The sequence below is a fragment of the Nocardia sp. NPDC004573 genome, assembly GCF_053602135.1.
The window spans coordinates 469,044-495,455 of sequence record NZ_JBSGDA010000001.1 but is presented as its reverse complement, the minus strand read 5'-3'; the positions used below and the strand labels follow the sequence as shown (position 1 = coordinate 495,455).

The following is a 26,412-nucleotide window of genomic DNA, read 5'->3' as shown; positions in this document are numbered from 1 at the left end:
GGAACCGGATTGGTCGCGGTCACCGAATGAGCACGGGCACCAGCATGTAAGCGGTGCCGGCGTCCATCACCACATGCGGCACCGCCGCCCACGGTTTCGCCGGGCCGGTGAGCGCGGCGACGCAGCCACCGGAACGCACCAGCAGCCCCAGCGGCCCCTGCGCCCGCACCTGCGCCCATTCCGTGCCGGCGGCGAACGCGACCAGCAGCGCGTCGAGGACGAACAGCGCGGCGAGACCGAACGCGGGACCGGCGGCCGGGCCACCCGCGTGCCCGGAGGCGGTGTGGCCGGACATCGCGTAGAGCATCGCCGCGGCGGCCACGATGTGGTAGCCGAGCGGCACCAGCCGGTCGATCGGCAGCGGTCGCCCCTGGGCGGCGTGTTCCGCGGCGCGGATCGTCAGCAGGCCGGCGAAGACCACGGCCATCGCGGTCAGCACGCCGCGCAGCGCGTGCGGGCTCGCGCCGGAGGGAAACAGCAGCATGCCGAGCATGACCAGGCACATCACCAGGTGCGCCGCGTCGGACTCGGAGTGTCCGGCTGTGAGCTCCTGCGGCGGGGGCGATTCCGGCAGCCCTTCGGTGGCATGGGCGGTCGTTGCCGCGGGGGCCGTCACCCGGGACAGCACGATCACCGCGGCGACCACGAACGCCGCTACCATCACCCACCGCACAGCGGCATACTCCTGCACGAACTCCGCCACACCCCACCACCTCTCAGCACGGCGACCACGGTCGTCGCCCTTCCATGCTCGCATCCCCAGACGGTCAGGATGTCCGTTTTCGGTTGGCTCACAGCGTCGACCGACTGTGGCTACCGTCGTCGACGGGCGATTCCGCACCGACAGCACGACTCGACGGGCGGTTCCGCCACGTCACTGTCGAGATCGGCTCGGCGACAACTGATTCGCGACACTCAGGGGCCGCCCGTGCGCCACATGACCCGATGGCAGGTCTGCAGACAGCTCGGCCTGCCATCGGGCCAGGATTTGCGCTGCGACCATGCCGCCGCCCCAGCAGGCGAGCCGGTTCCTCCGCCATGATGGGCTCTCACCGATCGGTTCGGTACCGAGCTGGACAGCGGTCGTCTGCGCAGCGTCGCCGACGACCTGAGCGGCCCCGCTCCGGCACCGGCCGCCCGCCGTCCTCCCCGAGGGCGGATCACACGTCGTTCAGTGCGCGAAGGAAGCCGTCGACGAGCTCGGCGACCTGGTCGTCGGTCATCACGAACGCCGGAGAGACCTGCATGGCTCCCTGGCCCGCGGCGCGACTCGAGATGCCGTGCGCACGCAGGGTCCGCACCAGCGGCAGCCCTTCGGCGGGGTCGGCCAGCTGGATCGCCGCCACGGCGCCGAACCCGCTGCGCACCTCGGCGACCCGAGGATGAGCGGCGAGTACCGCCAACTGCTCGTGCAAGCTGGTCTCCAGCCGCAGGGCCGCGTCGAGCAGACCTTCCCGCTCGACGATGTCCAGATTCGCCAGCGCGGCGGCCGCGGCGCCCGCATGACCGCCGTAGGTGTAGCCGTGCCGCCACCAGACGCCGCCCGCGAAGAACGGCTCCGCCACGTGCGGGGCGGCGAATACCGCGCCCATCGGGAGATAGCCGGAGGTCAACCCCTTCGCGGTGGTCATCAGGTCGGGTTCCAGCGCGAGACGGGACGAGGCGAACCACGCGCCGCCGATGCGGCCGAAACCGGTCACCACCTCGTCGGCGACGAACAGGATGTCATGGTCGCGGCAGATGCGCCGTACCTCGGCGAGGTAGCCCGCCGGGGGCGGATACACACCGCCCGCACCGATGACCGGCTCGCAGAAGAACGCGGCGATCCGTTCGGCGCCGACCTCCTCGATCAGCGCGAGCAAAGCCTTCGCGTCGTCCCATTCGACGGTCCTGGCCGCGGGCATCAGTTCGCCGTAGCCTTCCCGATTCCCCGGGAGGCCCGCCAGCGCCGTGCCCGCCACGTGCATGCCGTGATAGGCCATCCGCCGCCCGACCACGATCGTCTTGCCGGGCTGGCCCACTTCGTGCCAGTAGCGCCTGGCCAGCTTCGTCGCGGTGTCGACGGAGTCGGAGCCGCCCGAGGTGAAGAAGATCTTGCTGCCGGGCACGGGGGCGAGGCGAGCGAGCCGCTCGGCGAGTTCCTGGGTGGCCGGCTCGGTGATGTCGCCGAAATTGGAGTAGTGCGCGATCGTACGCAGCTGGGCGGCCACCGCGTCGGCGATCTCGCCGCGTCCGTGACCCACGTTGGCGAACCACAGGCCCGCGGTCGCGTCGAGGTAGCGGTTGCCCGCTCGGTCGAAGACGTAGACGCCGTCCCCGCGGGCGACCACGAACGCTCCGTCCCGCTCGACGGCGCCCATGTCGGCGAAGCCATGCCATAGCGCGTTCATGTGTCCACCTCTACCGGTTCCCGGGGTCGGTTCGTACCCGCCCGACTCCGGCGAATCATTGCGCACCGAGACCGGCGCTTCCCCGGGCAATGCCGTAGCGCACCGTGGTGGGACGCCGACCGTCCGGCGGCGCCGTCGGCATCTTCGTTCTTCCCCCGATCCTCGCATATCGGCGTCTGCCTTCGGGCCGCCGCGCGGCTTCGGCAGCCGCCCGGCTACCGGCCGCGACGCCTGGTGGAAAAATCCGCTGGCGGATTTCGCTACGCTGGTCGATGCAATGACCAGGACAGCCGCCACCGATTCCCGCGCACTTCGCACCCGCCTGGCGAATCTCTCCCTTCGTGACGAACACCGGTTGCGGCGCAGGCTGGACAAGGCGCGCGGCGGCGACCTGGCCGACGTGGAGGCCGAGATCACGGCCGCCGAACTCCGCGTCGAGGCGCGACGCGCGGCGGTGCCGCAGATCCGCTATCCGGAGCAGCTGCCGGTCACCGCCCGCCGCGAGGACATCGCCGCGGCCATCGCCGAACACCAGGTGATCATCGTGGCGGGCGAGACCGGCTCCGGCAAGACCACCCAGATTCCGAAGATCTGCCTGGAACTGGGCCGCGGCGTCCGCGGCACCATCGGGCACACCCAGCCCCGCAGGCTCGCCGCGCGCACCGTGGCCGAGCGCATCGCCGAAGAACTGGGCACCGAACTCGGCGACGTCGTGGGCTACACGGTGCGGTTCACCGACCATGCCTCCGAGCACACCCTGGTCAAGCTGATGACCGACGGCATCCTGCTCGCGGAGATCCAGCGCGACCGGCTGCTGCGCCGCTACGACACGATCATCATCGACGAGGCGCACGAACGCAGTCTGAACATCGATTTCCTGCTCGGCTATCTGAAGCAACTGTTGCCGCGCAGGCCGGACCTCAAGGTGATCATCACCTCGGCGACCATCGATCCCGAGCTGTTCGCGCGGCATTTCGCGGACGAGCACGGTACGCCCGCGCCGATCGTGGAAGTCTCCGGCCGCTCCTACCCGGTGGAGATCCGCTACCGGCCGCTCGCGCTGGAGCAGCCCAGCGCCGCCACGGATGACGACGAGGACACCCGCATCGTCGACCGGGACCCGGTGGACGCCATCGGTGACGCGGTCACCGAGTTGTTCGCCGCGGGCGACGGCGACGTGCTGGTGTTCCTGTCCGGCGAACGCGAGATCCGCGACACCGCGGACGCGCTGCGAGACCTGAAGCTGCCGCGCACCGAGATCCTCCCGCTGTACGCACGGCTGTCCGCCGCCGAACAGCACCGTGTGTTCGCCCCGCACACCGGGCGCCGGGTGGTGCTGGCGACGAACGTCGCGGAGACCTCGCTCACGGTGCCGGGTATCCGGTACGTCGTCGACCCGGGCACAGCGCGGATCTCGCGCTATTCCATGCGGACCAAAGTGCAGCGGTTGCCGATCGAACCGGTGTCGCAGGCCTCGGCGCGGCAGCGATCCGGACGGTGCGGTCGCGTCGCCGACGGCATCTGCATCCGGCTGTACTCCGAGGACGATTTCGCATCCCGGCCTGCCTTCACCGATCCGGAGATCCTGCGCACCAACCTCGCCGCGGTCATCCTGCAAATGACCGCGCTCGGCCTCGGTGACATCGAGAACTTCCCGTTCGTAGAGGCGCCGGACCGCCGCGCCATCCGCGACGGCATCGCCCTGCTGGAGGAACTCGGCGCGCTCGCGCGACGAGACGGCGGATCCCGGGCCGGTGAGGACGCCACCGCTCTGTCGCTGACGCCGATCGGCCGCGAGATGGCCCAGCTGCCGGTGGATCCACGGATGGCACGGATGCTGGTGGAGGCGCAGCGTACGGGTTGCCTGACCGACGTGCTGGTCATCGTCGCGGCGTTGTCCATCCAGGATGTCCGGGAGCGCCCCGCCGAGCAACAGCAGGCGGCCGACGCCCACCACGCGCGGTTCACGGTCGAGGGCTCCGACTTCCTGGCCTACCTGCGGTTGTGGGACTACCTCGGCGGTCAGCGCAAGTCGTTGTCGTCCAATCAGTTCCGTCGTCTGTGCCGGGAGGAGTTCCTGCACTATCTGCGGATCCGGGAGTGGCAGGATCTGCACGGCCAGCTGCGCACGATCACCAAGGGCCTCGGCTGGTCCACGCGGTCGCGTGATTCGGCGGACGCGGCGGAACCGGATCGAGCCGAAACGGACGGAGCTGATGGCAAATCCGGCAACCGATCCGGCCGAGGCCGGTCGGCACGCGGACGCTCGAGCGCCGATCGAGGCCGGTCCCCCACCGCGGCGGCCGTCGCGGACGGCGAGGGACTCCCCTGGGATTCCACGGCCATCCACCAAGCACTGCTGGCCGGGATGCTCTCGCACATCGGCGTCCGAGAGGCGGAATCCCGGGAGTTCCTCGGCGCGCGCAACGCCAAGTTCATGATCTTCCCCGGTTCTTCGCTGGCGAAGAAGCCACCTCGCTGGGTGATGGCCGCCGAACTGGTCGAGACCTCACGACTGTGGGGCCGGATGGCCGCGAAGATCGAGCCCGAATGGGCCGAGCGGCTGGCCGGCGACCTCGTCAAGCGGACCTACTCCGAACCACATTGGTCGGCCAAGCGGGGGGCGGCGCGTGCCTACGAGCGGGTGACGTTGTACGGGATCCCGCTGGTCACCGGTAGGCCCGTGGACTACGGCCGCATCGATCCCGAGCTGTCGCGCGAGTTGTTCATCCGGCATGCCCTGGTGCAGGGCGAGTGGCAGACCAGGCACGAGTTCTTCCACCGCAACCGCGCGCTGCTCGACGACGTCGCCGATCTGGAACACCGCGCCCGCCGCCGGGACATCCTGGTCGACGACGAGGTGCTGTTCGAGTTCTACGACAAACGTCTGCCCGCCGACATCGTCTCGGTGCGTCACTTCGACAGCTGGTGGCGTTCCGCGCGCCGGGAAGACCCCGGGTTGCTCGACTTCACCACCTCCACCGTGGTAAACGAAGGCGCGACCGCACTCGACCCGGCGGCCTTCCCCGATTCCTGGCGCCAGGGCGAGCTCAGCTTCCCACTCTCCTATCAATTCGAACCGGGCACCGACGACGACGGCGTCACCGTGCGGATCCCGGTGGAACAACTCGCGCACGTTCGTGCCGTCGGCTTCGACTGGCTGGTGCCCGGCATGCGCGACGAACTGGCCGCCGCGCTGATCAAGACATTGCCGAAAACCCTGCGGCGCAGCGTCGTTCCCGCCCCCGATTTCGCGGCGGCCGCCCTGGCGGCGCTCACTCCGCGTGCGGAGCCGCTGCGCGCCGGGCTGGCGCGCGAGCTGTCCCGGCTCGGTTCGGTTTCGATCGCCCCCACCGACTTCGACGTCGCGGCACTGCCCGACCACCTGCGCATGACTTTCGCGGCCGTCGGCGCCGACGGCGCGACGCTCGCCCGGGGCAAGAGCCTCGCCGCGCTGAAAACACAGCTGGCCGAGCAGGTTTCCGCATCGGTCGCCCGGGCTACCGCGGGGGCGGAGCGACCGCCGGCCACGGTGTGGACCTCCGAATCGCTGGGCACCCTCGCGCCTACGGTGCGGCGCGAGGTGGCGGGACAGACCGTCACCGGGTATCCGGCGCTCGTCGCGGAGGGCGACGGCGTGGCGGTCCGGGTGCTCAGCTCCCCCGCGCAGCAGGCCGCCGCCATGCGACTCGGCACCAGAGCACTGCTGCTGCACGCGCTGCCCGCTTCGGCGCGTAGCGCCACCGCGGGCCTGTCGCCTTCCGATCGCCTTGCGCTGAGCCAGAATCCGTACGGCTCCCTGGAGGCGCTGCTCGAGGACTGCCGCGCGGCCGCCGCCGACGAACTGCTCGCGGCCGCGGGCGGGCCGGTGCTCGATCCGGCGGAGTTCGACGCGCTCATCTCCCGGATCCGTCCCGATTTCGCCGCAACGGTCGCTCGTTACGTGCGCCTCGTCGTGCCGATCCTGGCCGGCGCTCATCAGGTTTCGGCGGCGCTGGAGCGTACGAACGAGCGCGACATCGCCGATGACGTCCGTCATCAGCTCGACAACCTGGTCTTTCGCGGCTTCGTATCCGAGACGGGCGCGACCAGGCTGCGCGAACTGCCACGTTATCTGCAAGCCGCGGCGGCACGACTGGAAGCGTTGCCCGGCTCGGCGGTTCGCGATCGCCAAGGCATGGCCGAACTCGACCGGGTTCTGGCCGCTTACGATCGCCTGGTCGAGTCGCTGCCGGAGAACCGCAGACAGGCGCCCGCGGTGACCGAGATCTGGTGGATGATCGAGGAATTCCGCGTCAGCCTGTTCGCGCAGAAGCTCGGTACTCCTTTTCCGGTGTCGGTCAAGCGAATCGAGAAGGCGATCGCCGCGGTCCGGCGCTGAGTCAGTCGGCGGCCGACAGCGCTTCGGCGCGGGCCCGGCGCATCTCCTGGATCTCGCGTTCGAAGTCCTCGGCCGAGGTGAACGATCGGTAGACCGACGCGAACCGCAGGTAGGCCACCTCGTCCAAGTCACGCAGCGGACCCAGGATGGCCAGGCCGACCTCGTGGCTGGGCACCTCGGGCGATCCCTTGGCCCGTACCGCGTCCTCCACCTGCTGTGCGAGCAGGTTCAGCGCGTCGTCGTCGACTTCGCGACCTTGGCAGGCCCGGCGCACACCCCGGATGACCTTCTCGCGGCTGAACGGCTCGGTGACGCCGCTGCGCTTGACCACCGACAGAATGGCGGTCTCCACCGTGGTGAACCGCCGCCCACACTGCGGGCAGGCGCGACGGCGGCGGATGGCCGCGCCTTCGTCGGCCTCGCGCGAGTCCACCACCCGGGAGTCGGGGTGTCGGCAGTACGGGCAATGCATCCGAGAAATCCTTCGTCGATGCGCGTGCTCGCGTCCGGACCGGGCACCGATCTCGGCGATCGGTCCGGCGAGCCCGTGTACAGAGGTCTATACCCCGGCACCAGGTATTCCTCGCACGACACGCGGAATACCTGCATAACACCTCGAGGATACCCGTCCGAGTTTCCGGATTGTCGCACTCACCCGGCTATCGGACGCGGGCGATCATCCGGAGATCTGCCAGTGCGTCGTCAGATCGGCGAGCAGATCCGGCAACCGCGCGGCAAGGCGGCCGCGGGCGAGTTTGCCCCAGAACGCCTCGCCGAGCACGGCGCCGGCCAGTGCCGGGTCGGTCTCCAGATCGATGTGACGGGGCACCAGGTCACCGGTGATGTAGCTCCACCGTGCATCGCGGTCGGCCCAGTTGAAGCGGGGCAGCGGGACGCGCAGCGCGAGGCTGCGACCCCCTACGTCGGCGCTGACCACCGTCGGCGCGAACACGCCGGGCGCACGGACGCCCGGGACTGCGGGCTTGCCCGCCACGGTGCTGAGGTAGGTGAGCACGCGGCCGATCGGAGCCCGGCCCGCCGAGGTCTCGTCCCATTGGTCGGCGACGATGTGGTTCTGCTCCCGGTCGGTCATCCGGACCAGCGCGTCGACGTAACCGTCCCTGGTGCCCGAGGCGATCGACCGCCAGGCGGTTCGCAGATCGTCGTCGAGCAGGCCCGCCGCATACATCTCCTCGATTCCGCGCATGCCCAGTGCGACGTACGCCTCGTGCATCGGCACCAGATCCGTGAAGATGTGCTTCTGCATGATCATCAGGCGCGTCTGGTACCAGGCGACGTCCGCGGCGCTCAGCCGCGAGCCCTCGGTAGCGAGCAGCCGGATGTCCTCCGGCAGCGCACGCGCCAATTCCGGTGGGGTGGCGCGCAGTAGATCCGCGACGGCGTCGCCGAATTGACGGATGCCCGGCACGTCCAGCACGACGCCCACATCGCCCATGTCGAAGAATCCGGAAGCGAACGATCCGCCCGCGATACCGGCCAGCCCCGCCCAGTAGAACTCCGGATGTTGCGTGGCCAGCCGCAGATAATTGACGTACACCTGGTTGAAGATGCGCTCGTTCGCATGCGGGCCGCGACCGGGATCCCAAGCAGCCAGGTCGATCTCGGCGTTGCGGGTGGCGACCACCAGCCAGTACTGATGCAGCAACGTCGCGTACCGGCGCGGCGCCACGCCGTCGGCCCGCGCCTGCCCCAGCGCCTCGATGAGGCCGGATTCGTCCAGTGGCAGAGCGGGATCGAGTCCCCCCGCTCCGGAACCGTCACCGTTGACGGAAGGGAGGTCGAGATATGCCGTGTACGCGGGTTCGGCGCGGGCTGTGGACGCTGCGCCCGCAGCGAAGACGAGACAGAGGAACAAGGCCGTTACGCGGAAGTAGCCGCGAACCGTGCGGTCCGAGGTGCGGAAAGTCATGTGCTGAAAGGTCCCGGCGTCGTTCGGGCGGTGTTGCCCGGATCAGGTTTTCAGCACGTTAGCAACACGTTCTAGTTTTCGGATCCACAATTACGGCCGCTCGGGATGGCCGGATTTGCTTGCGATCACTGTGAATTGCCGCCACCGGGCGCCCCCGAGCCCTCCACCACCGCAGGCGCGGGCCGGACGGACTCGCCACCCCACTCGCCCGCGCGCACATGCGCCATGGCGATCAGCCCCACGACGATCACGGCGGTGATCAGCGCGGTGACGGCGAGGACCGCGAAGCCGACCTGCGCCTGCTCGACACGCTGCATCGGATGTTCGCCGCGGGCGCGCCGATGCGCGAACGCGCGGGACCCGCGGCCGTAAGCGACCATGCCCGCACCGGGACGCGCGCCGGGCGGGCGTCGATCGACCGCGGACCGGCGCGCGGGCGTCAGCGCGCGAGAGCGCGCACCATCGCACACCAATCGCCGCGCGGTCTCGTACCCGAGCTCGTCTCGCGCCGGGCCGGAATCGGCGGCGCGGCGCGCGGATTCCGCGACCGACGCGCCGCGGGACAGGGTGACATCGCTGATCACAGTGCTCATCGGACAAACCTCCGTGGTGGGTGCTCCGTCGCCGTTCGAGCTGTTCGAACATGTGTTCCGAGCCGATTCGCTCATGTGTTCGAAGAACTGGTGTTCGATTTCTACCACGGCTCGGCGACAAAGTCAGCACCGACACCCGACATGCGTCGAACAGATGTTTGATCCAGCGGCGCGACCGGACTAGATTCGAAGAACCGAAGATTCGACGGGCCATCGAGACAGATGCCGGGCACGGACCGGCCTGGCACAGCAGGAAAGGGCGGTTGCGGTGAGGCAGACGGGCGACACGGGTGACGAGGCCGAAAGCAGCGCCGACGCGGCGGGTAGCGGGGCGGATCTCACCGTGCGTCAGCGCAAAGTGCTCGAGGTGATCCGCACCTCGGTGAGCGAGCGCGGGTACCCGCCGAGCATCCGGGAGATCGGTGACGCCGTCGGCCTCACGTCCACCTCGTCGGTCGCTCATCAGCTGCGCGCCCTGGAGCGCAAGGGCTACCTGCGCCGCGATCCGAATCGACCCCGCGCCGTGGACGTCCGGGGCCTGGACGAGGTGGTGCGGTCGGTGACCAGCCTGCCGGTCGCCGCGGTCGACGACGGCGAGATCACCGTCGAGGTCGACCGTCCCGTCCCCACGTTCGTCCCGGTGCTCGGCCGCATCGCCGCCGGTGGCCCGATTCTGGCCGAACAGGCCGTGGAGGACGTCTTCCCGCTGCCACGCGAACTGGTCGGTGACGGTTCGCTGTTCCTGCTGAAGGTCGTCGGTCAGTCCATGATCGACGCGGCGATCTGCGACGGCGACTGGGTGGTCGTGCGGCAGCAGAACGTCGCCGACAACGGCGATATCGTCGCGGCGATGATCGACGGCGAGGCCACGGTGAAGACTTTCAAGCGCACGGGCAAGGACGTCTGGCTGATGCCGCACAACCCGGTATTCGAGCCGATTCCCGGCAACGACGCCCAGATCCTGGGCAAAGTCGTCACGGTCATCCGCAAGATCTGACGATCGGACACGCCGAGACGCCGCCGGCCATGCTGACGCGGCCGGCGGCGTCCGGACGGGGTCAGCTCCCGACGCCGAGTGCGGTCAGGAACACCAGCACGACGGTCGTCACGGCGAATACGCCGTGACCCGCGACCACGGCAACGGGAAAGTGTCCTTCGGGAGGTTCGACCGTGCCGGCCGAACGGTCCCGGTAGACGGGGATCCAGCGCAGCAGCATCGCGAAACCGAGGAGCGCGACCGGGATCAGCAAGACGAACGCGGTCCACGCCAGTGCCGTGCTGTCGACGACGAGGTACACGATCCAGACGATCAGACCGGCCACGGCGAGCGCGAAGTGACCGAACAGGACCGGCGGCGGCAGCTGGGTCGAATTCGGCTGATGCGTGCCGCCCCGGGCGATCCACGTACCGAGCAGGAAGAAACCGCCGCCCGCGGTGAGGAGCCAGAAGATCAATGCGGCGATGCCCATGGTGTGCCTCCTGACAGGTGAGCAGGGTTCAGTGGGTGAAGCCGCCGGCCTGGGTGGTTTCGTCGGCGACCCGTACACCGTAGTGATAGGCCAGCTTGCCGCCGAGATACCCGGATATCGCCAACATCATCAGACCTGCCGCCGACAGCACCAACGGCCCCGCCTGGACCGCGACCGTCTTGTCGGCGCCCTGCCGCCAGACGAAGCCGGCCGCGTAGACAGCGGTCACCAGCAGGTTGAGGGTCATGTGCAGCAAGCCGGTGCGGAAGGCGGGCGTACCGGTGGGGATCGCGAGCAGATCGAGGAACCCGATCGTCGCGGCGGCCAAGGCGCCGAGCACGCCGATCGCGATCAACCACGACGATCCCTCGACCAGGAAGTCCGGATCATCGACGAATCGGGACGCGAGGTCGAACACGAAACTGGCGACCCAGGCACCGATCGGGACGGTGACCAGGATGGGATGGAACGGATGCCCGTACGGACCGGCCAGCACGGCACTGACCGGCCGCTTCGCCTGTCGCGGATCTCCGGTCATGGCGCACCTCGCTGGATCGCGTCGCCATTCGCCGACCACCACGGAACACCGAACCCGTCCATCACGGGCAGCATTTCCTGCGCGGATACCGGGTGACGGATATCGCGCCGGGTGTGACGAATGGCGAATCGATTGCGTCGATAACAAAATCATCCGTATTGCCGTGCATAAATCGCACATCGCATATTCGCGATCAGCAGGAACTCGCCGCGTTTTCCGGTCGGTGACGCTGCTACGGCATCATCGGCAGCATCGGCATCGGCATGCCGGGGAACATGCGGTTCCACCAGTCCCGTGCCATCCCCATCATCTGATCCATCACGGTAGTTCACCTCCCTTCGCGCAAGACATGGGGGCGCAGCTGGGCTGGTCGGCCACCATGATGAGGAACACGCGGGTACGCCGTGGAATCACCCGGAAAATTTCCGGGTGAAAGGTGATTTTTTTCGCCCCGACAACCACCGGCGAATACACGTGTTACTCCTCGCGGTCGGGCTCGACAGCCATATCGATTATACGCCGCGAGGTTCAGGCGAAACATGGAGAAGCGCCGCGGCATTCGCCGATACGGTGGCCGGGAGCCATTTCCACCTGGCCTCGTCGCCTTCGAGATAAAGGGCGTCGCGCTCCGCTTCGCGGCTTCGACGATCACGGCGGCGCATGCCGTGCCGCCGCTCGATCCGTCAACTGGTCGCCGGGCTCCGCCGCTCGGCCAATCGCCGGTTGGTGACCTCCAGTTGACGCAGCGTCGCCGCCTCCAGGGCACGCACCTGAGCACCGTCCAGCCGCCCGCACAGCCGCCCCCAATGCACCGCGACCAGCTCCCCCACCGCGACGTCGGGCAACGCCGCGTACCCGTCCACTCGGATCGCCAGGGTGCGCGCCGTTTCGGTGTGCAGCGCGAGACGCTCTCCGTCCCAATCGAGCGCGCGACAGCGCAGCGCGACCTCCGCACCGCTGCGGTCGAAGACCGTTCCCCAGGTGATCCGGCAGCTGTCGAGCACATGCAGCGGATGTCCGTTGCCGTGCCGGAGCAAGCGAGACCACGGGTACACGCCGAAGACGTGGAAGCAATGGTTCGCGGCGGCCTCCTCCGCCAATTGCGGCGTCAGGTGCGTCCAGTACCCGCCGGCCACCGGGCCGAGCAGCGCCAGCAGTTCCGCGGTGAACTCGCCCGGATCCAGTCCCGCGCCGACGCCACCGCCCAGCCAATAGGACTCGACGAGACGGCGGTCCAGCGGATCGGCGATGCCGGTCATCCGCGCCATCACACGCAGGTAGGGCCAGGCGCCGGTGAAGCGGCGCGCCACCGCGCGCACCTGGTCCTCCGACCCGTCCCGCAACGCGGCCGCGTCGGGCGGACCGCAGTAGCCGAGCCGATTGGGGGCGTAGGCGTACCGGGCGAACATCTCCGCGCCGCTGCCGGTCATCTGCTCGGCCTTTCGCCCGCGTGCTCGACGGACCACCGCTGCTCGAGCCGCCCGAAGCGCCACACCGCGACCGCCACCGCCCAGGTGAGCACGAACAGGCCGGCGATGACGAACCCCATGGCGCCCAGATCCCATCCGCCGACCCACGCCAGTGGCCCGTCGGCGATGCCCAACTCGTCGGTCAGCACGGAGATCATCTCCTGGGCCCCGATCACCAGGGCCACGACGACCGACAGGCCCGTGACGACGATGTTGTAGTAGACGCTGCGCAGCGGCCCCGCGAAGGCCCAACCGTACGCGTAGTTCATGAACGCGCCGTCCAGCGCGTCGAACAGCGTCATCCCCGCCGAGAACAACACCGGCAGGACGAGGATCGCGTACCACGGCAGGTCGGTCGCCGCCGCGCCGCCTGCGATCACCAGGAGGCTCACCTCGGTGACGGTGTCGAAGCCGAGCCCGAACAACAGCCCGACCGGGTACATCTGCCACGGCGCCCGCACGGCCCGGGTGAGCGGCCCGATCACCCGCGCCAGGGCGCCTCGGTCGTCCAACCTCCGCCGCAACGCGGCCTCGTCATAAATTCCGCGGCGCATCCCGCGGAACACCCGCCAGATGCCGATCAGCGAGACCAGATTCAACAGGCCGATCGCGAGCAGAAACGTTCCCGAGATACCGGTACCGAACACACCGGTCCAGCGGTGCAGCCCGGAGTCGTCGTCGCGCAGGTCTCCCGCGAGCGCCTTGACGCCGAACGCCAGCAGCGCCACGAGGACGAAAACGATGGTGGAGTGCCCGAGGGAGAACCAGAACCCGACCGACAGCGGCTTGCGCCCGTCGGCGACCAGCTTGCGGGTGGTGTTATCGATGGCGGCGATGTGGTCGACGTCGAACGCGTGCCGCATCCCGAGCGTGTAGGCGGTGACCCCGAGGCCGACGCCGAACACCGCGCCGTCCACCAGGTACCCGCCGGGGACCACGAGCAGCAGCAGCGCGGACCACCCGACCGCGTGCAGGACGACGACGACCGCCGCCATCCCCGCGACGCCGCGCCGCTGCCGTCCGTCCAGCGGGCCGCGGGCCGCCGCGGGGGTGTCCGCGATCCGAACGATGATCCCCACCTCGCCTTCCGGCTCAGCACCGATCCTGTTCCGCCGTCAGCAGATCCGCGGCAGTTGCTCGCCCGCGGGGAGATCCACAACCCGCGTCCCGCCGAGCGCCGTGCGGGCGACCACCATGCCGGGATGTTCGGCGACGCACCGGCCGATCACCGCGGCCTGCGCGCCCAGCGGGTGCTCCCGCATCGCCGCGAGCACGCAATCGGCGTTCTCGGGCGGTACGAACGCCAGCAATTTGCCCTCGTTGGCCACGTACATCGGGTCCAGACCGAGCAGTCCGCAGGCGTCGCGCACGCCGTCGGGCACGGGGAGTTGCCGCTCGTCCAGCGAGATGCCGACCTGTGCGGCGCGGGCGATCTCGTTGAGCGATGCCGCGACGCCGCCGCGGGTGGGATCGCGCAACACGTGCACGTCGGTGCCGGTGGCCAGCATCGCCGCCACCAAGCCGTACAGCGGCGCGGTGTCGCTGAGCACGGTGGTGCCGAACTCCAGACCTTCGCGGCAGCTGAGCACCGCGACGCCGTGCACACCGATGTCGCCGCTGACCAGCACCACATCGCCCGGTGTCGCGCGCTGCGGCCGGATGTCCACGCCGGGGGCCACCACACCGATTCCGGCGGTGTTGATGTAGATCCCGTCACCGTGTCCGGCGTCCACGACCTTGGTGTCTCCGGTGACCAGCTGGACTTCCGCCGCCAGGGCGGCGGTGCCGACCGCCTGCGCGATGCGCGCGATGTCGGCCAGCGCGGTGCCTTCCTCCAGGATGAACGCGGTGGACAGCACCATCGGGCGCGCGCCTGCCATGGCCAGATCGTTCACCGTGCCGTTGACCGCGAGTTCGCCGATGGTGCCGCCCGGGAACACGATCGGCTTCACCACGAACGAATCGGTGGAGAAGGCCAGCCGCGCGCCGTCCAGCGTGACCACCGCGGAGTCGCCGAGGTCCGCGTGCGCGGCCGGGCCGAAGGCGGGCAGGAACAGATGCTCGATCAGCTCGCCGGACATCGCTCCGCCGCCGCCGTGACCCATCACGATGTTCGGCGAGTCCCGCAGCGGCATCGGGCAGACCCAGCCCTCCATGTCGATCGTCGCGGGGGCGGCGCCTTCCTCAGGCATGGGCCACCTCCGCGGGCAGATCCAGGCGCCGGTACAGGTAGTAGGCGGCGCACGCGCCTTCGGAGGACACCATGGTGGCGCCCAGCGGGTTACGCGGCGTGCACTCCTTGCCGAAGGCGGCGCATTCGTGCGGTTTGATCAAGCCCTGCAACACCTCGCCGGAGCGGCAGATGGTCGACTCGGCGGTGTGCAGATCGCCGACGGCGAAGCGGCGTTCGGCGTCGAACTCGCGATAGCGGTCCGACAGCCGCCAGCCGCTGCGCGGGATGACGCCGATGCCACGCCAACCCCGGTCGGTGACCTCGAAGACGTCCTGCAGCATGGCCTTCGCCGCGGGATTGCCCGCCGCGGACACCGCGCGCGGGTAGGCGTTCTCCAATTCGTGCCTGCCCGATTCCAGCTGCAGCACAGTGCGGCGGATGCCCTCCAGAATGTCCAGCGGCTCGAACCCGGTGACCACCATCGGCACCTTGTACTGCTCGGCCAGCGGCGGATACTCCTCGGTGCCCATCACGGTGCAGACGTGCCCGGCGGCGAGAAACCCCTGCACCCGGCAGGTCGGCGATTCCATGATCGCGGCTATGGCCGGCGGGACCAGCACGTGCGACACCAGCAGCGAGAAGTTCCGGATCCCCAGGCGCTTCGCCTGGTACACCGTCATCGCGTTGGCCGGCGCGGTGGTCTCGAAACCGATGCCGAAGAACACCACTTCCCGGTCCGGGTTCTGCTTGGCCAGGTTCAACGCGTCCAGCGGCGAGTACACCACCCGGACGTCACCGCCCTCGCTCTTCACCCGGAACAGGTCCTTGGCGCTGCCGGGCACGCGCAGCATGTCGCCGAACGAGCAGAAGATCACGCCCGGTCGCGCGGCGATCTCCAGCGCCTTGTCGATCACTTCGAGCGGGGTGACGCAGACCGGGCAACCGGGGCCGTGGATCATCTCGATCTGATCGGGCAGCAGCTGATCGATGCCGTGGCGGATGATCGAATGGGTTTGTCCGCCGCAGACTTCCATGATCGCCCAGCGGCGGCTGGTCGTGGCGCGGATGCGGTCGAGCAGGCGCCGGGCCAGCTCGGGATTGCTGAATTCGTCCAGATACTTCATGACCGGGCCTCCGGTTCCTCGCGTGATGACTCGGCGGCGGGATTGTCCAGACCCGCCTGCTTCGCGGCGATGGCGAAACCGTCGCCGAATTCCTCGTTCAGTACGCCGAGGTGCTCGAACTCGGCCAGGGTCCGCAACGCGGATTCCTCGTCCAGTCGCTGGATCGCGAAGCCGACGTGGACGACGACGTAGTCACCCACCGCGGCGTCCGGGATGTATTGCAGGCACACGTCTTTGTGCACGCCGCCGAAGTCGACGACCGACATCAACGTGCCGTCCCGCTCGTGCAGGCTGAGCACTTTGCCTGGTACCGCAAGACACATCGTTGCTCTCCTTCGCTCATCCCTCGCTGCACGCGAGGAGTTGCCCGAACGCGAGGCCGCCGTCGTTGGGCGGCAGCCGGTGATGGGTGATCACGGTGAAGTCGTTGTCGCGCAGCAGCGCGCACGATCGCGCGAGCAGCAGCGCGTTCTGGAAAACGCCGCCGGACAGGGCGACGACCTGCGCCGGGGCGGCGTAGCGCGCCGCGAGTTCGAGCACCAGCCGGGCGACGGCGGCGTGGAACCGCGCGCCCACCACTCGTGCGGGCTCGCCCGCGCGAACGTCGGCGACCACGCCCGCGAGCACCGGGGCGGTATCGATCACGGCGGGATCGCCGTCGCCGAGCGGGAACCGGTAGCCGGTGGCGCCTTCCGCACCGGAGCGGGACAGTCCCTCCAGCTCGATCGCCGCTTGGGCTTCGTAGTCGACGACGTGCCGCACGCCGCACAGCGAGGACACCGCGTCGAACAACCGGCCCATGCTCGACGTGGGCGCACAACCCAGACCGGTCCGGAACTGGTGGGACAGCACCGAACGCTCGGCCGGCGGGCATGCCGCGACCGCGGGGATGTCCTCGGACCAGTCGATCCCGGCGGCCCGCAGATGAGCAAGCGCCATGCGGTAGGGCCTGCGCACCGCCAGATCGCCGCCAGCCAGCGGCACGTATTTCAGATGGGCCAGGCGTCGATAGCCCTTGTAGCCCGCGAGCAGGACCTCGCCGCCCCACACCGCGCCGTCCGGCCCGTATCCGGTGCCGTCGAAAGCGATGCCGACCACCTCTTCGGTGGCCCCGAGCCCGTGCTCGCCCATGACGGCGGCGATGTGCGCGTGATGGTGCTGGACGGTGTACAGGGGTCGCTCGCCCGCGTTCCGGCGCGCCCACGCGGCCGAGCGGTACCCGGGATGCGCGTCGGCGACCAGCTGGACCGGATGTACCGCGGTGAGTTCGCCGAGATGGCGCTGCGCGGCGTCGAAGGAGCGCAGCGTCGCCAGATCGTCCATGTCGCCGATGTGCTGGCTCAGCCAGGCGTAACGGCCGTCGGCCATCGCGCAGGTGTTCTTGAGATCGGCGCCGACGGCGAGCGTCGGCGGCAGCGGCACCGGAAGCAGCAGCGGCAGCGGCGCGTACCCGCGCGAGCGCCGGACCGGCAGTTCGCGGCCGCCGAGCGCACGCACCACCGAGTCGTCGCAGGGCACCAGGATGCGCCGGTTGTGCGACAGCCAGCCGTCGGCGAGCCCGGCGAGGCGGGTGCGGGCGTCGTCGTCCTGATAGCAGATCGGCTCGCCACCGAGATTGCCCGAGGTCATCACCAGCACCTGCGGTCCGGGCGGATCGCCGGGCAGACCGAACAGCAACAGGTGCAGCGGCGTATAGGCGAGCATGACGCCCAGGTCCGGATTGCCGGGCGCCACCGAGGGAGCGGGGACCGGAGAGTGCGACTGCGCCGCGCCGACGCCCGGCACAGCTTCTCCACCGGGCTCGGCGGTGTATCCGGAATCGGCGGCCCGCTCGGGCGTGAGCCGGCGAGCGAGCAGCACGATCGGGCGGGCCGGGCTGGTCAACAGTGCGGCGGCGGCGGCGTCGTCGACGGCGGCTACCGCCCGTGCGGTGGCGAGATCCGGCACCATGACCGCGAACGGCTTGTCCCCGCGGCGCTTACGTCTGCGCAGCTCGGCCACGGCCGCTTCGTCGGTGGCGTCGCAGGCGAGGTGGTAGCCGCCGATGCCTTTGACCGCCAGGATGCCGCCCGCCCGCAGCAGTTGCCGCGCCGCCGCCAGCGGTTCACCGCCTCCCGGACCCGTATACGCGAGCGTGGGACCGCACTCGGGGCAGGCGATCGGCTGCGCGTGGAAACGGCGGTCGGCCGGATCGGTGTACTCCCGCGCGCACCGGTCGCACATGGCGAAGTCGGCCATCGACGTCCGCTCGCGGTCGTAGGGCAGGCTCGCGATGATGGTGAAACGCGGACCGCAGTTGGTGCAGTTGACGAACGGATGGCGATAGCGGCGGTTTCCCGGATCGCGCAACTCGCGTTCGCAGTCGGCGCACAGGGCGACATCGGGCGAGGCCAGTGTGCGACCGCCGCCGTCCCGCGTGGTGCCCGCGATGTGGAATCCGGTACCGCCGCGCGCCGGGATGTCGGCCTGCTCGACCGATTCGACCACCGCCAGCGGCGGCGGCCGCAGGCGCAGCCGCGCGGCGAACTCGTCCAGATCCGCGGGGGCTCCCTCGATCTCGATGACGACGCCGCTGCTGTCGTTGCCGACGCTGCCGGACAGCGCCAGTTCGGCGGCGGTGGTGTAGACGAACGGCCGGAAGCCGACCCCTTGAACCACACCGCGCACCACCAGACGCCGCCGTAGCCGCTCCGGGGTCATAGCTGGTCCCCGCGTTGCAACAGGCGCAGTCCGTCCAGCGCCGCCGCGGCGCCTGCCTCGTCGGTCTTCTCCACCGCGAAGCCCATGTGGATGATCACCCAGTCACCCGGCCGCGCCGGATCGTCGTCGAGCAGGCCGATGTTCACCTTCCGCTGCTCGCCGGACACGTCGACCAGCGCGATCTGGTCGTGGTAGCCGTCAGGGATCGCCGTCACCCGTCCCGGGATGCCCAGACACATCGGTCAGTCCTCCTGTCCTGCCGCTGGCCGCGGGAGCAGCGCGGCGACCACGTCGCCCACCGCCGCGACCGCCTCGTCCACCGCCGCCGCGACCGGCTCCGATAGACCGATGCCCTCTTCGGCGCACGCGACCTGGCAGCCGATCACCACGGTGGGCGGCAGCACGCCGCCCAACGCGCGTACTCCGGCGAAGACGGCGTCGGGGCTCATCGCGTGGGCGTCCAGCGGAGTGGGGCCGGTGTTCTCCGGCGCGGCGCCGAACACCTCGACCCGGCCGGGCGCCCCACGGTCGGGCAGCGCGTCGACCAGTACCAGCGCGTCCCAGCGATCGAGCAGGTCGTAGGCGAGATGCATGCCGCGGATGCCGTAGTCCACCGCGCGCACGCCCGGGTCCGGGTGGCGCGGCAGCCGCCGCACCACCTCCGGTCCGAATCCGTCGTCGCCGAGGAAGATGTTGCCGATCCCGGCGACCAGCACCGCGGCCGTCGGGTCACCCCTCTTTCTCGGTGGGCGTCGTCGCCCCGCCCACACGCGCGTCGTCGACCTTGCCGGTCGCCGTCTCCGCAGGGGCGTTGGCGGTCTCCTTGCGCTCGTCGTAGGGAGGCACCGCCGATTCCGTCGCGGGCGGGGCCTCCGAGGAGAACTCGGTCTCCTTCTTGGCGTCTTCCGAGTGCGTGGAGGTCATCTCCTCGTGATCGATGTGCCCCGGCTTCCGTTCGGCCGGGCCTCCCGCCGCGACGCTTGCGCCCGCGTCGCGCGAACCCGGCGCGCCACGTGCCGACTGCGGCTCTTCGCGATGCTCACCCATGATGCTCCTTTCCGGTCCCCGCTACATGTGCCGGATCTTCAGGTATCGCCGCAGATCCGGGATCGACCGCACGCCGAGATACACTCCCGCCGCCACCAGCACGGCGACGACGGTCGTCGAGACCACTCCCACGGTTTCCATAGCGGATTTCCTTTCATTCCTCGGTGCCGTCGAGCGGCTCCAGTTCGTCGGGCGCGAAATACAGGTAGCGGCCGTACCACTCGTGCAACTCGGCCGCTGGATCGTCGTCCAGCACGACCCCGACGTGGGCCTGCCCGTCCACGTCCTCGTGGACCGACACGACTCGCGCGCATTGCCCGTCGAAGAACAGGTCCTGGGCGTCGGCTCGGCGCGACGGATGCAACCGGACCCGGCTGCCTTTGCGCACGAGCACGCCCGCGACGGGCACCGCGTCGACATCCGGGCGGACGGCGCCGTCGGCCAGCGGGTCCCACCAGTCGACGCCCTCCGGGATCTCCGGGATCAGCCCCGGACCCTCGGCATGTGGATCGCGCAGGACCCCGTGCAGCTGCCGCATGGCGTCGGGCGACATGGCTTCGCAGCGGTCGATGATCTCCGCCGCGCGCGGATCGGTGGCGCGCGCCCGCGCCTTCTCCGCGTCGGTCATCGTGAGGATCCGCAGCGTGAGGATCTCGTCGATCTCGGTGGAGTCGAACAGCGCGCCTTCGCTCTGCTGCGCGATCTCCGGGTGGTCGTAGAGGATGATCGGCGAGATCAGCAGCATGCTGTAGTCGCCGGGCGGGCCCGCGAGCACCGGGAAGCAGCGGTGCCGATCGCAGCGGGCGGCGGCGGCCACCGCGTCCGGCGGCGGCTCCAGCAGCGAGACGAACTCGCCACCGGTGATTTCCGCGATGACGTGCGCGCCGATCAGCGAGCGGGCGATGGCGTCGCGCTGGTCGGCCGCGGGCGCGCCGACATTGCGCAGGACGACGGTCAGCCGCAGGAAGCCGTCGTCCCGGTCGGCGGCGAGTTCCAGTTCGCCCGCCAAGGGCAGCCTGCTGCGCACGAAGGTGCCCTGCGCGGTAGTGGCGATCTCCTCCATGTCGGAGCCGCCCGGTATGTCCAGCGGGCGGACGAGGCGACCGGGCGCGAGCGGACCGACGGCGACCTCCCGTTCGACCGCCTCGTCCCAGGACAGCCACGACCGCTCGCCATCGGTCAGCTCCACGACGGGCGTGCCGTCCCCGTTCACCACTTGGCGGCGCTGCAGTTGAAGGAAACGAACGGTGAGGGTGAGCTCCGGATGCTCGTCCGGCTCGATCAGGCACTGCGCCGACAGTGTCGACTCCTCGCCGAGGCCCGCGGCGGCGGCCCCGGGCGGCCCGAGCACACCGAACTGCCAGCGCGACTGGTTCTTGCGCGCGTCGGCCCGGTAGGGATAGAGCAGGTAGCCCTCGTACAGCACCGCGTCGGCCACGGCGCGGGCGCGGTCTCGCGCGGTGGTCACGACGTCTCCTCGGCGCTGGTCAGCAGCCGGGTCACCGCGTCGTCGAAGCCGGGCAGGCCGTGGCCGGACTTGTAGGCCGCCAGCGCCCGGAGGGTGTCGTTGTGCAGCCGCACCCACCCGGAGTTCGGGAAGTAGGCGGCCATCAGGTTCTGCCACACCGACACCGGCATCTCGAACTTGTCCTCGCGATCCCATGGGATCTGCTGGATGGCGAATCCGGTGCTGCCCCGGATGAAGACGGTCCCGCTGAACAGGAACAGCAGCGGAACGACACCGTCGCGCAACGCGTGCAGGTACTTCGACCCGGAAACCTCGAAGTCGTAGGTGCACGGCATCGGCAGATCCACTTCGGCGCCGCCGGTGAAGCTCGGAACCATGGTGGCGCAGTGCATCCAGAGAAACGAACGCTGGGTCTCGTGCCATCGCTCGCGCGGGCCGAACAGATCGACCAGCCCCACGGCTTCCTCGTCGGAATAGCCGCGGCGGAACGGTTCGATGCGCACCTGCGCGCGCAAGGCGATGGCGTGCACGGGTTCCTCCGCCAGCGCGGCTATGCCGACGCGCGCCGACAGGATCGGCGCGACGGCGTACGGCTCGGGTTTCATCTCGAGCACGGCGAACGTCGTCGAGTACACCGGGCTCATGCCGCACCACCGGATTTCGCGCGCGCCGACGCGTCGGCGAAGAATTGCTCCAGATACCGGTGCACGTCCTGGCCGCCGTCGAAACCATGCCACAGCAGCCGCATCCGGCCGACGAACTCGTAGCAGGCGTCGATCGGCAGCAGCAGACACGCCGCCTGCTCGGTCCTGCGGTCGGGCACCCGGATGAGCAGCGCTTCCACGTCCGGAGCCAGCACGTCCAATTCGGGATGCCGGTGCAGGACCGCATTCCATTGCTCCAGCGGCAATTCCGATTCGGTCGCACCCGCGGGCCCGGGATAGAACGCCACCGTCCGGCCCAGCGCGGAATTGCGGAAGAAGAACGCCAGGTTCACCGGGATCTCCAGCGCGTCCCATTCCGTCGCACTGATCGTGAACTCGGGGAACGCGAGATAGCGGTCCGGCACCGCGCGATAGCGCAGCTCCGCGTTCTGGTCGACGAATAGCAGATAGCAACCGCGGCACACGCACATCAGCTGCCTGCCCTCGACGTTCACGACGTGCTGGTGCTGGTCGGCGATCGGCTCCGCGCACATCTCGCACCGTTCGCCGGGCCGCGGCGCGGGCCTGCGGTCGGCGGCGATCCGCTGCAGCGCGCGGAACGGTGTGCTCACCCGCGCACCCCCACCGGTACCGCCACCGACAGTTCACCGGAACGCACGAGCACGGGAAGCGGCTCGAGATGCCCCTCGCCGTCGACCCGGGCGCCCGCGTGCACCACGTCGTAGTGCGCCCGGCAGGTCGGGCACCGCAGCACCGCGTCACCGGCCGGGAATCCGAGCCGCCGTTCCAGCGCCGCTCCGGCGAGGGAACGGTCGCAGCCGGGACAGTGGTCCCGGTAGACGTACACGTCCTCGCCTACCCGGCAGGCCAGCACGGTCGACCCGGCGACGGCGAAGCCGCCCACCTCACCCGCGCGCAGCTCGGCCAGTTCGGGGACCGCGACCCAGCTACCGGACCGTGCGCCGTCCGTGCGCACGCGCGAGAACAGCGAGTCGGCGGAGATCACCCCCGCCGACTCCGTCTGCGCCGCGACGACTTCGATCGACTCGATCTCCGGCGCAGCCGCCCGGACGGCGTCCTCGACGGCCAGTTCGAGCGTCACCGACGAGGACGGGCAGCTCTTGCAACTGCCCGCCAGTTCCAAGCGGACCACCCCGTCGACGATCTCGACCAGGTGGACGTCGCCGCCGTGCGAACCGAGGTAGGGACGCACGCTGTCCAGCGCGGTCCGCACCCGGGTGGTCACATCGTGCGGGTGCAGCCCGTGCACCAGCAGCAGGCTCGCCACCAGATCGTCGCCGGCCAACCGCTCGACCGCCTCCGGGCCGAGCAGACCGACCACGCGGGTCAGGCCCGCGCCGTAGAGTTCGACCAGTTCGCGCACGAGCTGTTCGGCGCGGTCGCGGGCGAGCGCACCGCCCGCCGAACTCGCCTCCAGCAAGGTCTCGATGCGGTCACCGGCTTCCCGCCACCGGGCGTCACCGAGCGTCGCGTCGTCCTGGTCGTCCGGGCGATCCTCCACCGTCACCTCCGGTCGCTTCGTCCGACGCGGCCTCACTCGGGGGTGAGCGTCTGCGTCGGTGAGTGCAGTTGCTCCAGCGTCTTGCCCTTGCCGAGGTACATGTGCACGCCGCACGGCAGGCAGGGATCGAAACTGCGCACGGTGCGCATGACGTCGATGCCCTTGAAGTGCTCGCGATCGTTCTCCTCGAAGATCGGCTGGCCCTGCACCGCGTCCTCGTAGGGTCCCGGTGTGCCGTAGCTGTCGCGCGGGCTGGCGTTCCACGGGGTCGGCGGATACGGGTGGTAGTTGGCGATCTTGCCGTCCCGGATCACCATGTGATGCGACAGCACGCCGCGCACCGCCTCGGTGAAGCCACAGCCGATGCTCTCCTCGGGAACCTCGAATTTCTCCCAGGTCTTGGTGTGGCCGGCCCGGATCTCCGCCATCGCCTTCTCCGCGAAATGCAGTGCGCAGGCAGCCGCGTACGCCTGGAAGTAGGTGCGCGCGCGGTTGCGCTCGAGCGTGTTGCTGCCGTGCACCGGGATCTTCCATTCCAGCGTGACCGGGCCCTTCAACGCGGTCTTGGGCAGGTTGATCTGCACGCTGTTGCCGGTCGCCTTCACGTAACCGATGTCGATCAGATTGGCCAGCGCCGTCGCCCACAGTCGCGCCAGCGGGCCGCCGCCGGTGTCCAGGGGGAGGTGGTCGGTGCCGTCGAACCAGCGCGGCGACATCACCCAGCTGTACTTCTCGTCCAGGTCCCGCTTCTGCGGCCGGGGATTGGTGTGCTGATTCCACGGGTGACGCCGGTCCACCGGATTGCCCAGCGGATCGGTCTTCACGAACATCTCCTGATCGGTCCAGTCCTCGTAATACGAACTGCCCAGCAGGATCCGCAGGCCCAGGTTGATGTCGACCAGGGAGGTGGTCAGCAGTTTGCCGTCGACCACGACGCCGGGGGTGACGAACATCTTGCGGCCCCAGTCCGCCATGTCCTTGTACTCGAAATTGCACACCTCCGGGTCCTGGAACGAACCCCAGCAACCCAGCAGCGTGCGCCGCAGGCCGACCTTCTCGTAGCCGGGCAGCGCCTCGTAGAAGAAGTCGAACAGGTCGTCGTGCATCGGCACGACCTTCTTCATGAACTCCACGTAGCGCATCAGCCGGGACAGGTAGTCGGTCATCAGCTGGATGGTCGCGACCGTGCCCGGTCCACCGGGATACAGCGTGGACGGGTGCACGTGCCTGCCTTCCATCAGGCAGAACATCTCCCGGGTGATCCGGCTGACCTGCAGCGCCTCCCGGTAGAACTCACCGGTGAACGGGTTGAGCGCTCGCATGATGTCGGCGATCGTGCGATACCCGTGGTCGCCCGCGTGCGGAGCCTCGGTGTTCTCCGCCCTGGCCAGCACGCCCGGGTTGGTCTCGGAGACCATCTTCTCGCAGTAGTCCACGCCGACCAGGTTCTCTTGGAAGATGTTGTGGTCGAACATGTACTCGGCGGCCTCGCCCAGGTTGACGACCCACTCGCCGAGGTGCGGCGGGCGCACGCCGTAGGCCATGTTCTGGCAGTAGCACGAACAGGTGGCGTGGTTGTCGCCGCAGATGCCGCAGATGCGGCTGGTGATGAAGTGCGCGTCGCGCGGGTCCTTGCCCTTCATGAAGATCGAGTAGCCGCGGAAGATGGACGAGGTGCTGTGGCACTCGACCACTTCCCGATTCTCGAAGTCGATCTTGGTGTAGATGCCGAGGCTGCCGACGATGCGAGTGATCGGATCCCACGCCATCTCGACGAGACGATCCGGCTCGATCGTTTTGTGCGACGGCTCCGGGATGATCTGAGTCATCAGAGATCCTCCTACCAGGTGCGGGTCGCGCCGGTCTCCAGCTTCCGGCCCCGGTGCCGCCAATGCGGCTCCTTGTCGACCGTGCGTCCGGTGATGTGACGGAGGCTGCGGATCACCGATCCGTAGAGCCCCGATGCGGTGGACGAGAACTTGCCGCCGGGCGGTTCGTCCATGAACGGCATGAACTTGTCGGGGAAGCCCGGCATGGTGCAGCCGATGCAGATGCCGCCGACGTTCGGACAGCCGCCCAAGCCGTTGATCCAGCCGCGCTTGGGCACGTTGCACTTGACCACCGGGCCCCAGCAGCCCAGCTTCACAATGCATTTCGGCGAGCCGTACTCGGTGGCGAACTCACCCTGCTCGTAGTAGCCCGCGCGGTCGCAGCCCTCGTGCACGGTCGCCCCGAACAGCCACTTGGGCCGCAACGCGTCGTCCAGTGGGATCATCGGCGCCTGCCCGGTCGCCATGTAGAGCAGATAGGTGAGCGTCTCGGACATGTTGTCCGGCTGGATCGGGCAACCCGGCACGCAGACGATCGGAATGCCCGCTTTGCTCTTCCAGTCCCAGCCGAGATAGTCCGGCACGCCCATCGCACCGGTCGGGTTGCCCGCCATCGCGTGGATGCCGCCGTAGGTCGCGCAGGTGCCCGCCGCGATGATGGCCGTGGCCTTCGGCGCGAGACGGTCCAGCCATTCGCTGGTCGTCATGGGCTGGCCGGTGGCGGGATTGTTGCCGAACCCGCACCAGTAGCCCTCTTCCTTGAGTTGCTCGTTCGGGATCGAGCCCTCGACCACCAGAACGAACGGTTCGAGTTCCCCGCGGTCGGCCTTGAAGAACCACTCCAGGAAATCGTCGGCGCCGCCGTTGGGACCGCACTCGAAGTCGATGAGCGGCCAATGTACGGCGATCTTGGGCAGACCGGGGAGGGCGCCGAGAGCGATCTCTTCCACGCTCGGCTGCGTAGCCGCCGTCAAGGCGACCGAGTCACCGTCACAGCTGAGTCCCGCGTTGATCCAGAGCACGTGGATCAGCGTTTCTTCGGCTCGTACTGCTTCCTGAGTGGGCATTCTCGCCACCTTTCCGCAGCGGACCACCGGGGGCCGAATCTCACCTT

25 protein-coding genes are annotated in these 26,412 nt (G+C 69.4%); 2 read left to right on the top strand and 23 right to left on the bottom strand.

The genetic code is table 11. From position 1 onward, the window contains the following. Positions 1 to 19 precede the first annotated feature (19 nt). The gene (locus ACWEKR_RS02440) at positions 20 to 703 is read right to left on the bottom strand and encodes a DUF5134 domain-containing protein (RefSeq protein WP_452352916.1); all 684 of its coding nucleotides are present in this window, start codon (positions 701 to 703) and stop codon (positions 20 to 22) included. Positions 704 to 1,160: 457 nt separating this feature from the next. Further along, positions 1,161 to 2,390, bottom strand: a complete 1,230-nt coding sequence (locus tag ACWEKR_RS02435) for an aminotransferase family protein (protein WP_452352915.1) — start codon at positions 2,388 to 2,390, stop codon at positions 1,161 to 1,163. Positions 2,391 to 2,667: 277 nt separating this feature from the next. On the opposite strand from ACWEKR_RS02435, the gene hrpA reads away from it, so the two are divergent. Next, entirely contained in the window at positions 2,668 to 6,771 is a 4,104-nt protein-coding gene (gene hrpA, locus ACWEKR_RS02430) for an ATP-dependent RNA helicase HrpA (RefSeq protein ID WP_452352914.1), read from the top strand. 1 nt (position 6,772) lies between these two features. Here hrpA and nrdR read toward each other — a convergent pair whose 3' ends face one another. From nrdR to ACWEKR_RS02415, 3 genes are all read right to left on the bottom strand, one after another. Next, positions 6,773 to 7,243: a transcriptional regulator NrdR gene (nrdR, locus tag ACWEKR_RS02425; RefSeq protein ID WP_063021079.1), complete on the bottom strand. Its 471-nt coding sequence runs from the start codon at positions 7,241 to 7,243 to the stop codon at positions 6,773 to 6,775. Positions 7,244 to 7,447: 204 nt separating this feature from the next. Next, on the bottom strand, positions 7,448 to 8,701 hold the full coding sequence (locus ACWEKR_RS02420) for a hypothetical protein (protein WP_452352913.1): 1,254 nt from the start codon (positions 8,699 to 8,701) through the stop codon (positions 7,448 to 7,450). A 125-nt stretch (positions 8,702 to 8,826) separates the two neighbouring features. Continuing rightward, positions 8,827 to 9,294: a hypothetical protein gene (locus ACWEKR_RS02415; protein ID WP_452352912.1), complete on the bottom strand. Its 468-nt coding sequence runs from the start codon at positions 9,292 to 9,294 to the stop codon at positions 8,827 to 8,829. A gap of 268 nt (positions 9,295 to 9,562) precedes the next feature. Between ACWEKR_RS02415 and lexA the strand changes: the two genes are divergently transcribed. Continuing rightward, entirely contained in the window at positions 9,563 to 10,291 is a 729-nt protein-coding gene (gene lexA, locus ACWEKR_RS02410; protein WP_452352911.1) for a transcriptional repressor LexA, read from the top strand. A gap of 61 nt (positions 10,292 to 10,352) precedes the next feature. Here lexA and ACWEKR_RS02405 read toward each other — a convergent pair whose 3' ends face one another. From ACWEKR_RS02405 to ACWEKR_RS02320, 18 genes are all read right to left on the bottom strand, one after another. Continuing rightward, the gene (locus ACWEKR_RS02405; RefSeq protein ID WP_452352910.1) at positions 10,353 to 10,763 is read right to left on the bottom strand and encodes a hypothetical protein; all 411 of its coding nucleotides are present in this window, start codon (positions 10,761 to 10,763) and stop codon (positions 10,353 to 10,355) included. A gap of 28 nt (positions 10,764 to 10,791) precedes the next feature. Then, positions 10,792 to 11,301 carry a DUF2231 domain-containing protein gene (locus tag ACWEKR_RS02400; protein WP_452352909.1) on the bottom strand — a complete coding sequence of 170 codons (510 nt, stop codon included), beginning with the start codon at positions 11,299 to 11,301 and terminating at the stop codon, positions 10,792 to 10,794. A gap of 683 nt (positions 11,302 to 11,984) precedes the next feature. Further along, positions 11,985 to 12,731, bottom strand: coding sequence for a DUF6390 family protein (locus ACWEKR_RS02395; RefSeq protein ID WP_452352908.1), 747 nt, complete (start codon positions 12,729 to 12,731; stop codon positions 11,985 to 11,987). Beyond that, a complete protein-coding gene (locus ACWEKR_RS02390) occupies positions 12,728 to 13,798 on the bottom strand; it encodes a HoxN/HupN/NixA family nickel/cobalt transporter (RefSeq protein ID WP_452353093.1) in 1,071 nt (356 codons plus the stop codon). The genes ACWEKR_RS02395 and ACWEKR_RS02390 overlap by 4 nt, the downstream gene beginning before the upstream one ends. A gap of 87 nt (positions 13,799 to 13,885) precedes the next feature. Next, positions 13,886 to 14,962, bottom strand: a complete 1,077-nt coding sequence (gene hypE, locus ACWEKR_RS02385) for a hydrogenase expression/formation protein HypE (protein ID WP_452352907.1) — start codon at positions 14,960 to 14,962, stop codon at positions 13,886 to 13,888. Beyond that, complete coding sequence (hypD, locus tag ACWEKR_RS02380; protein WP_452352906.1) at positions 14,955 to 16,067, bottom strand: hydrogenase formation protein HypD; 1,113 nt, start codon at positions 16,065 to 16,067, stop codon at positions 14,955 to 14,957. The genes hypE and hypD overlap by 8 nt, the downstream gene beginning before the upstream one ends. Next, positions 16,064 to 16,390 (bottom strand): HypC/HybG/HupF family hydrogenase formation chaperone, encoded by a 327-nt coding sequence (locus tag ACWEKR_RS02375; RefSeq protein ID WP_195083735.1) that lies wholly within the window; start codon positions 16,388 to 16,390, stop codon positions 16,064 to 16,066. Before ACWEKR_RS02375 ends, hypD begins: the two co-directional genes overlap by 4 nt. 16 nt (positions 16,391 to 16,406) lie before the next feature. Then, positions 16,407 to 18,767, bottom strand: coding sequence for a carbamoyltransferase HypF (locus tag ACWEKR_RS02370; RefSeq protein WP_452352905.1), 2,361 nt, complete (start codon positions 18,765 to 18,767; stop codon positions 16,407 to 16,409). After that, positions 18,764 to 19,006, bottom strand: a complete 243-nt coding sequence (locus ACWEKR_RS02365) for a HypC/HybG/HupF family hydrogenase formation chaperone (protein ID WP_159838140.1) — start codon at positions 19,004 to 19,006, stop codon at positions 18,764 to 18,766. Before ACWEKR_RS02365 ends, ACWEKR_RS02370 begins: the two co-directional genes overlap by 4 nt. A gap of 3 nt (positions 19,007 to 19,009) precedes the next feature. After that, positions 19,010 to 19,483, bottom strand: coding sequence for a hydrogenase maturation protease (locus ACWEKR_RS02360; protein ID WP_452352904.1), 474 nt, complete (start codon positions 19,481 to 19,483; stop codon positions 19,010 to 19,012). A 13-nt stretch (positions 19,484 to 19,496) separates the two neighbouring features. Further along, a complete protein-coding gene (locus ACWEKR_RS02355; RefSeq protein WP_452352903.1) occupies positions 19,497 to 19,814 on the bottom strand; it encodes a hypothetical protein in 318 nt (105 codons plus the stop codon). Between the two features lie 21 nt (positions 19,815 to 19,835). Beyond that, positions 19,836 to 19,955: a DUF6893 family small protein gene (locus ACWEKR_RS02350; RefSeq protein WP_085994907.1), complete on the bottom strand. Its 120-nt coding sequence runs from the start codon at positions 19,953 to 19,955 to the stop codon at positions 19,836 to 19,838. A 13-nt stretch (positions 19,956 to 19,968) separates the two neighbouring features. Continuing rightward, positions 19,969 to 21,282, bottom strand: coding sequence for a hypothetical protein (locus ACWEKR_RS02345; RefSeq protein ID WP_452352902.1), 1,314 nt, complete (start codon positions 21,280 to 21,282; stop codon positions 19,969 to 19,971). Continuing rightward, positions 21,279 to 21,926 (bottom strand): DUF6084 family protein, encoded by a 648-nt coding sequence (locus ACWEKR_RS02340; RefSeq protein ID WP_159838148.1) that lies wholly within the window; start codon positions 21,924 to 21,926, stop codon positions 21,279 to 21,281. Before ACWEKR_RS02340 ends, ACWEKR_RS02345 begins: the two co-directional genes overlap by 4 nt. Then, positions 21,923 to 22,558 (bottom strand): DUF5947 family protein, encoded by a 636-nt coding sequence (locus ACWEKR_RS02335; RefSeq protein WP_452352901.1) that lies wholly within the window; start codon positions 22,556 to 22,558, stop codon positions 21,923 to 21,925. The genes ACWEKR_RS02340 and ACWEKR_RS02335 overlap by 4 nt, the downstream gene beginning before the upstream one ends. Next, the gene (locus tag ACWEKR_RS02330; protein ID WP_452352900.1) at positions 22,555 to 23,469 is read right to left on the bottom strand and encodes a NifU family protein; all 915 of its coding nucleotides are present in this window, start codon (positions 23,467 to 23,469) and stop codon (positions 22,555 to 22,557) included. The genes ACWEKR_RS02335 and ACWEKR_RS02330 overlap by 4 nt, the downstream gene beginning before the upstream one ends. Positions 23,470 to 23,501: 32 nt before the next feature. Beyond that, positions 23,502 to 25,298 (bottom strand): nickel-dependent hydrogenase large subunit, encoded by a 1,797-nt coding sequence (locus ACWEKR_RS02325; RefSeq protein ID WP_452352899.1) that lies wholly within the window; start codon positions 25,296 to 25,298, stop codon positions 23,502 to 23,504. Between the two features lie 11 nt (positions 25,299 to 25,309). Beyond that, positions 25,310 to 26,365 carry an NADH-quinone oxidoreductase subunit B family protein gene (locus tag ACWEKR_RS02320; RefSeq protein WP_452352898.1) on the bottom strand — a complete coding sequence of 352 codons (1,056 nt, stop codon included), beginning with the start codon at positions 26,363 to 26,365 and terminating at the stop codon, positions 25,310 to 25,312. Positions 26,366 to 26,412 lie beyond the last annotated feature (47 nt).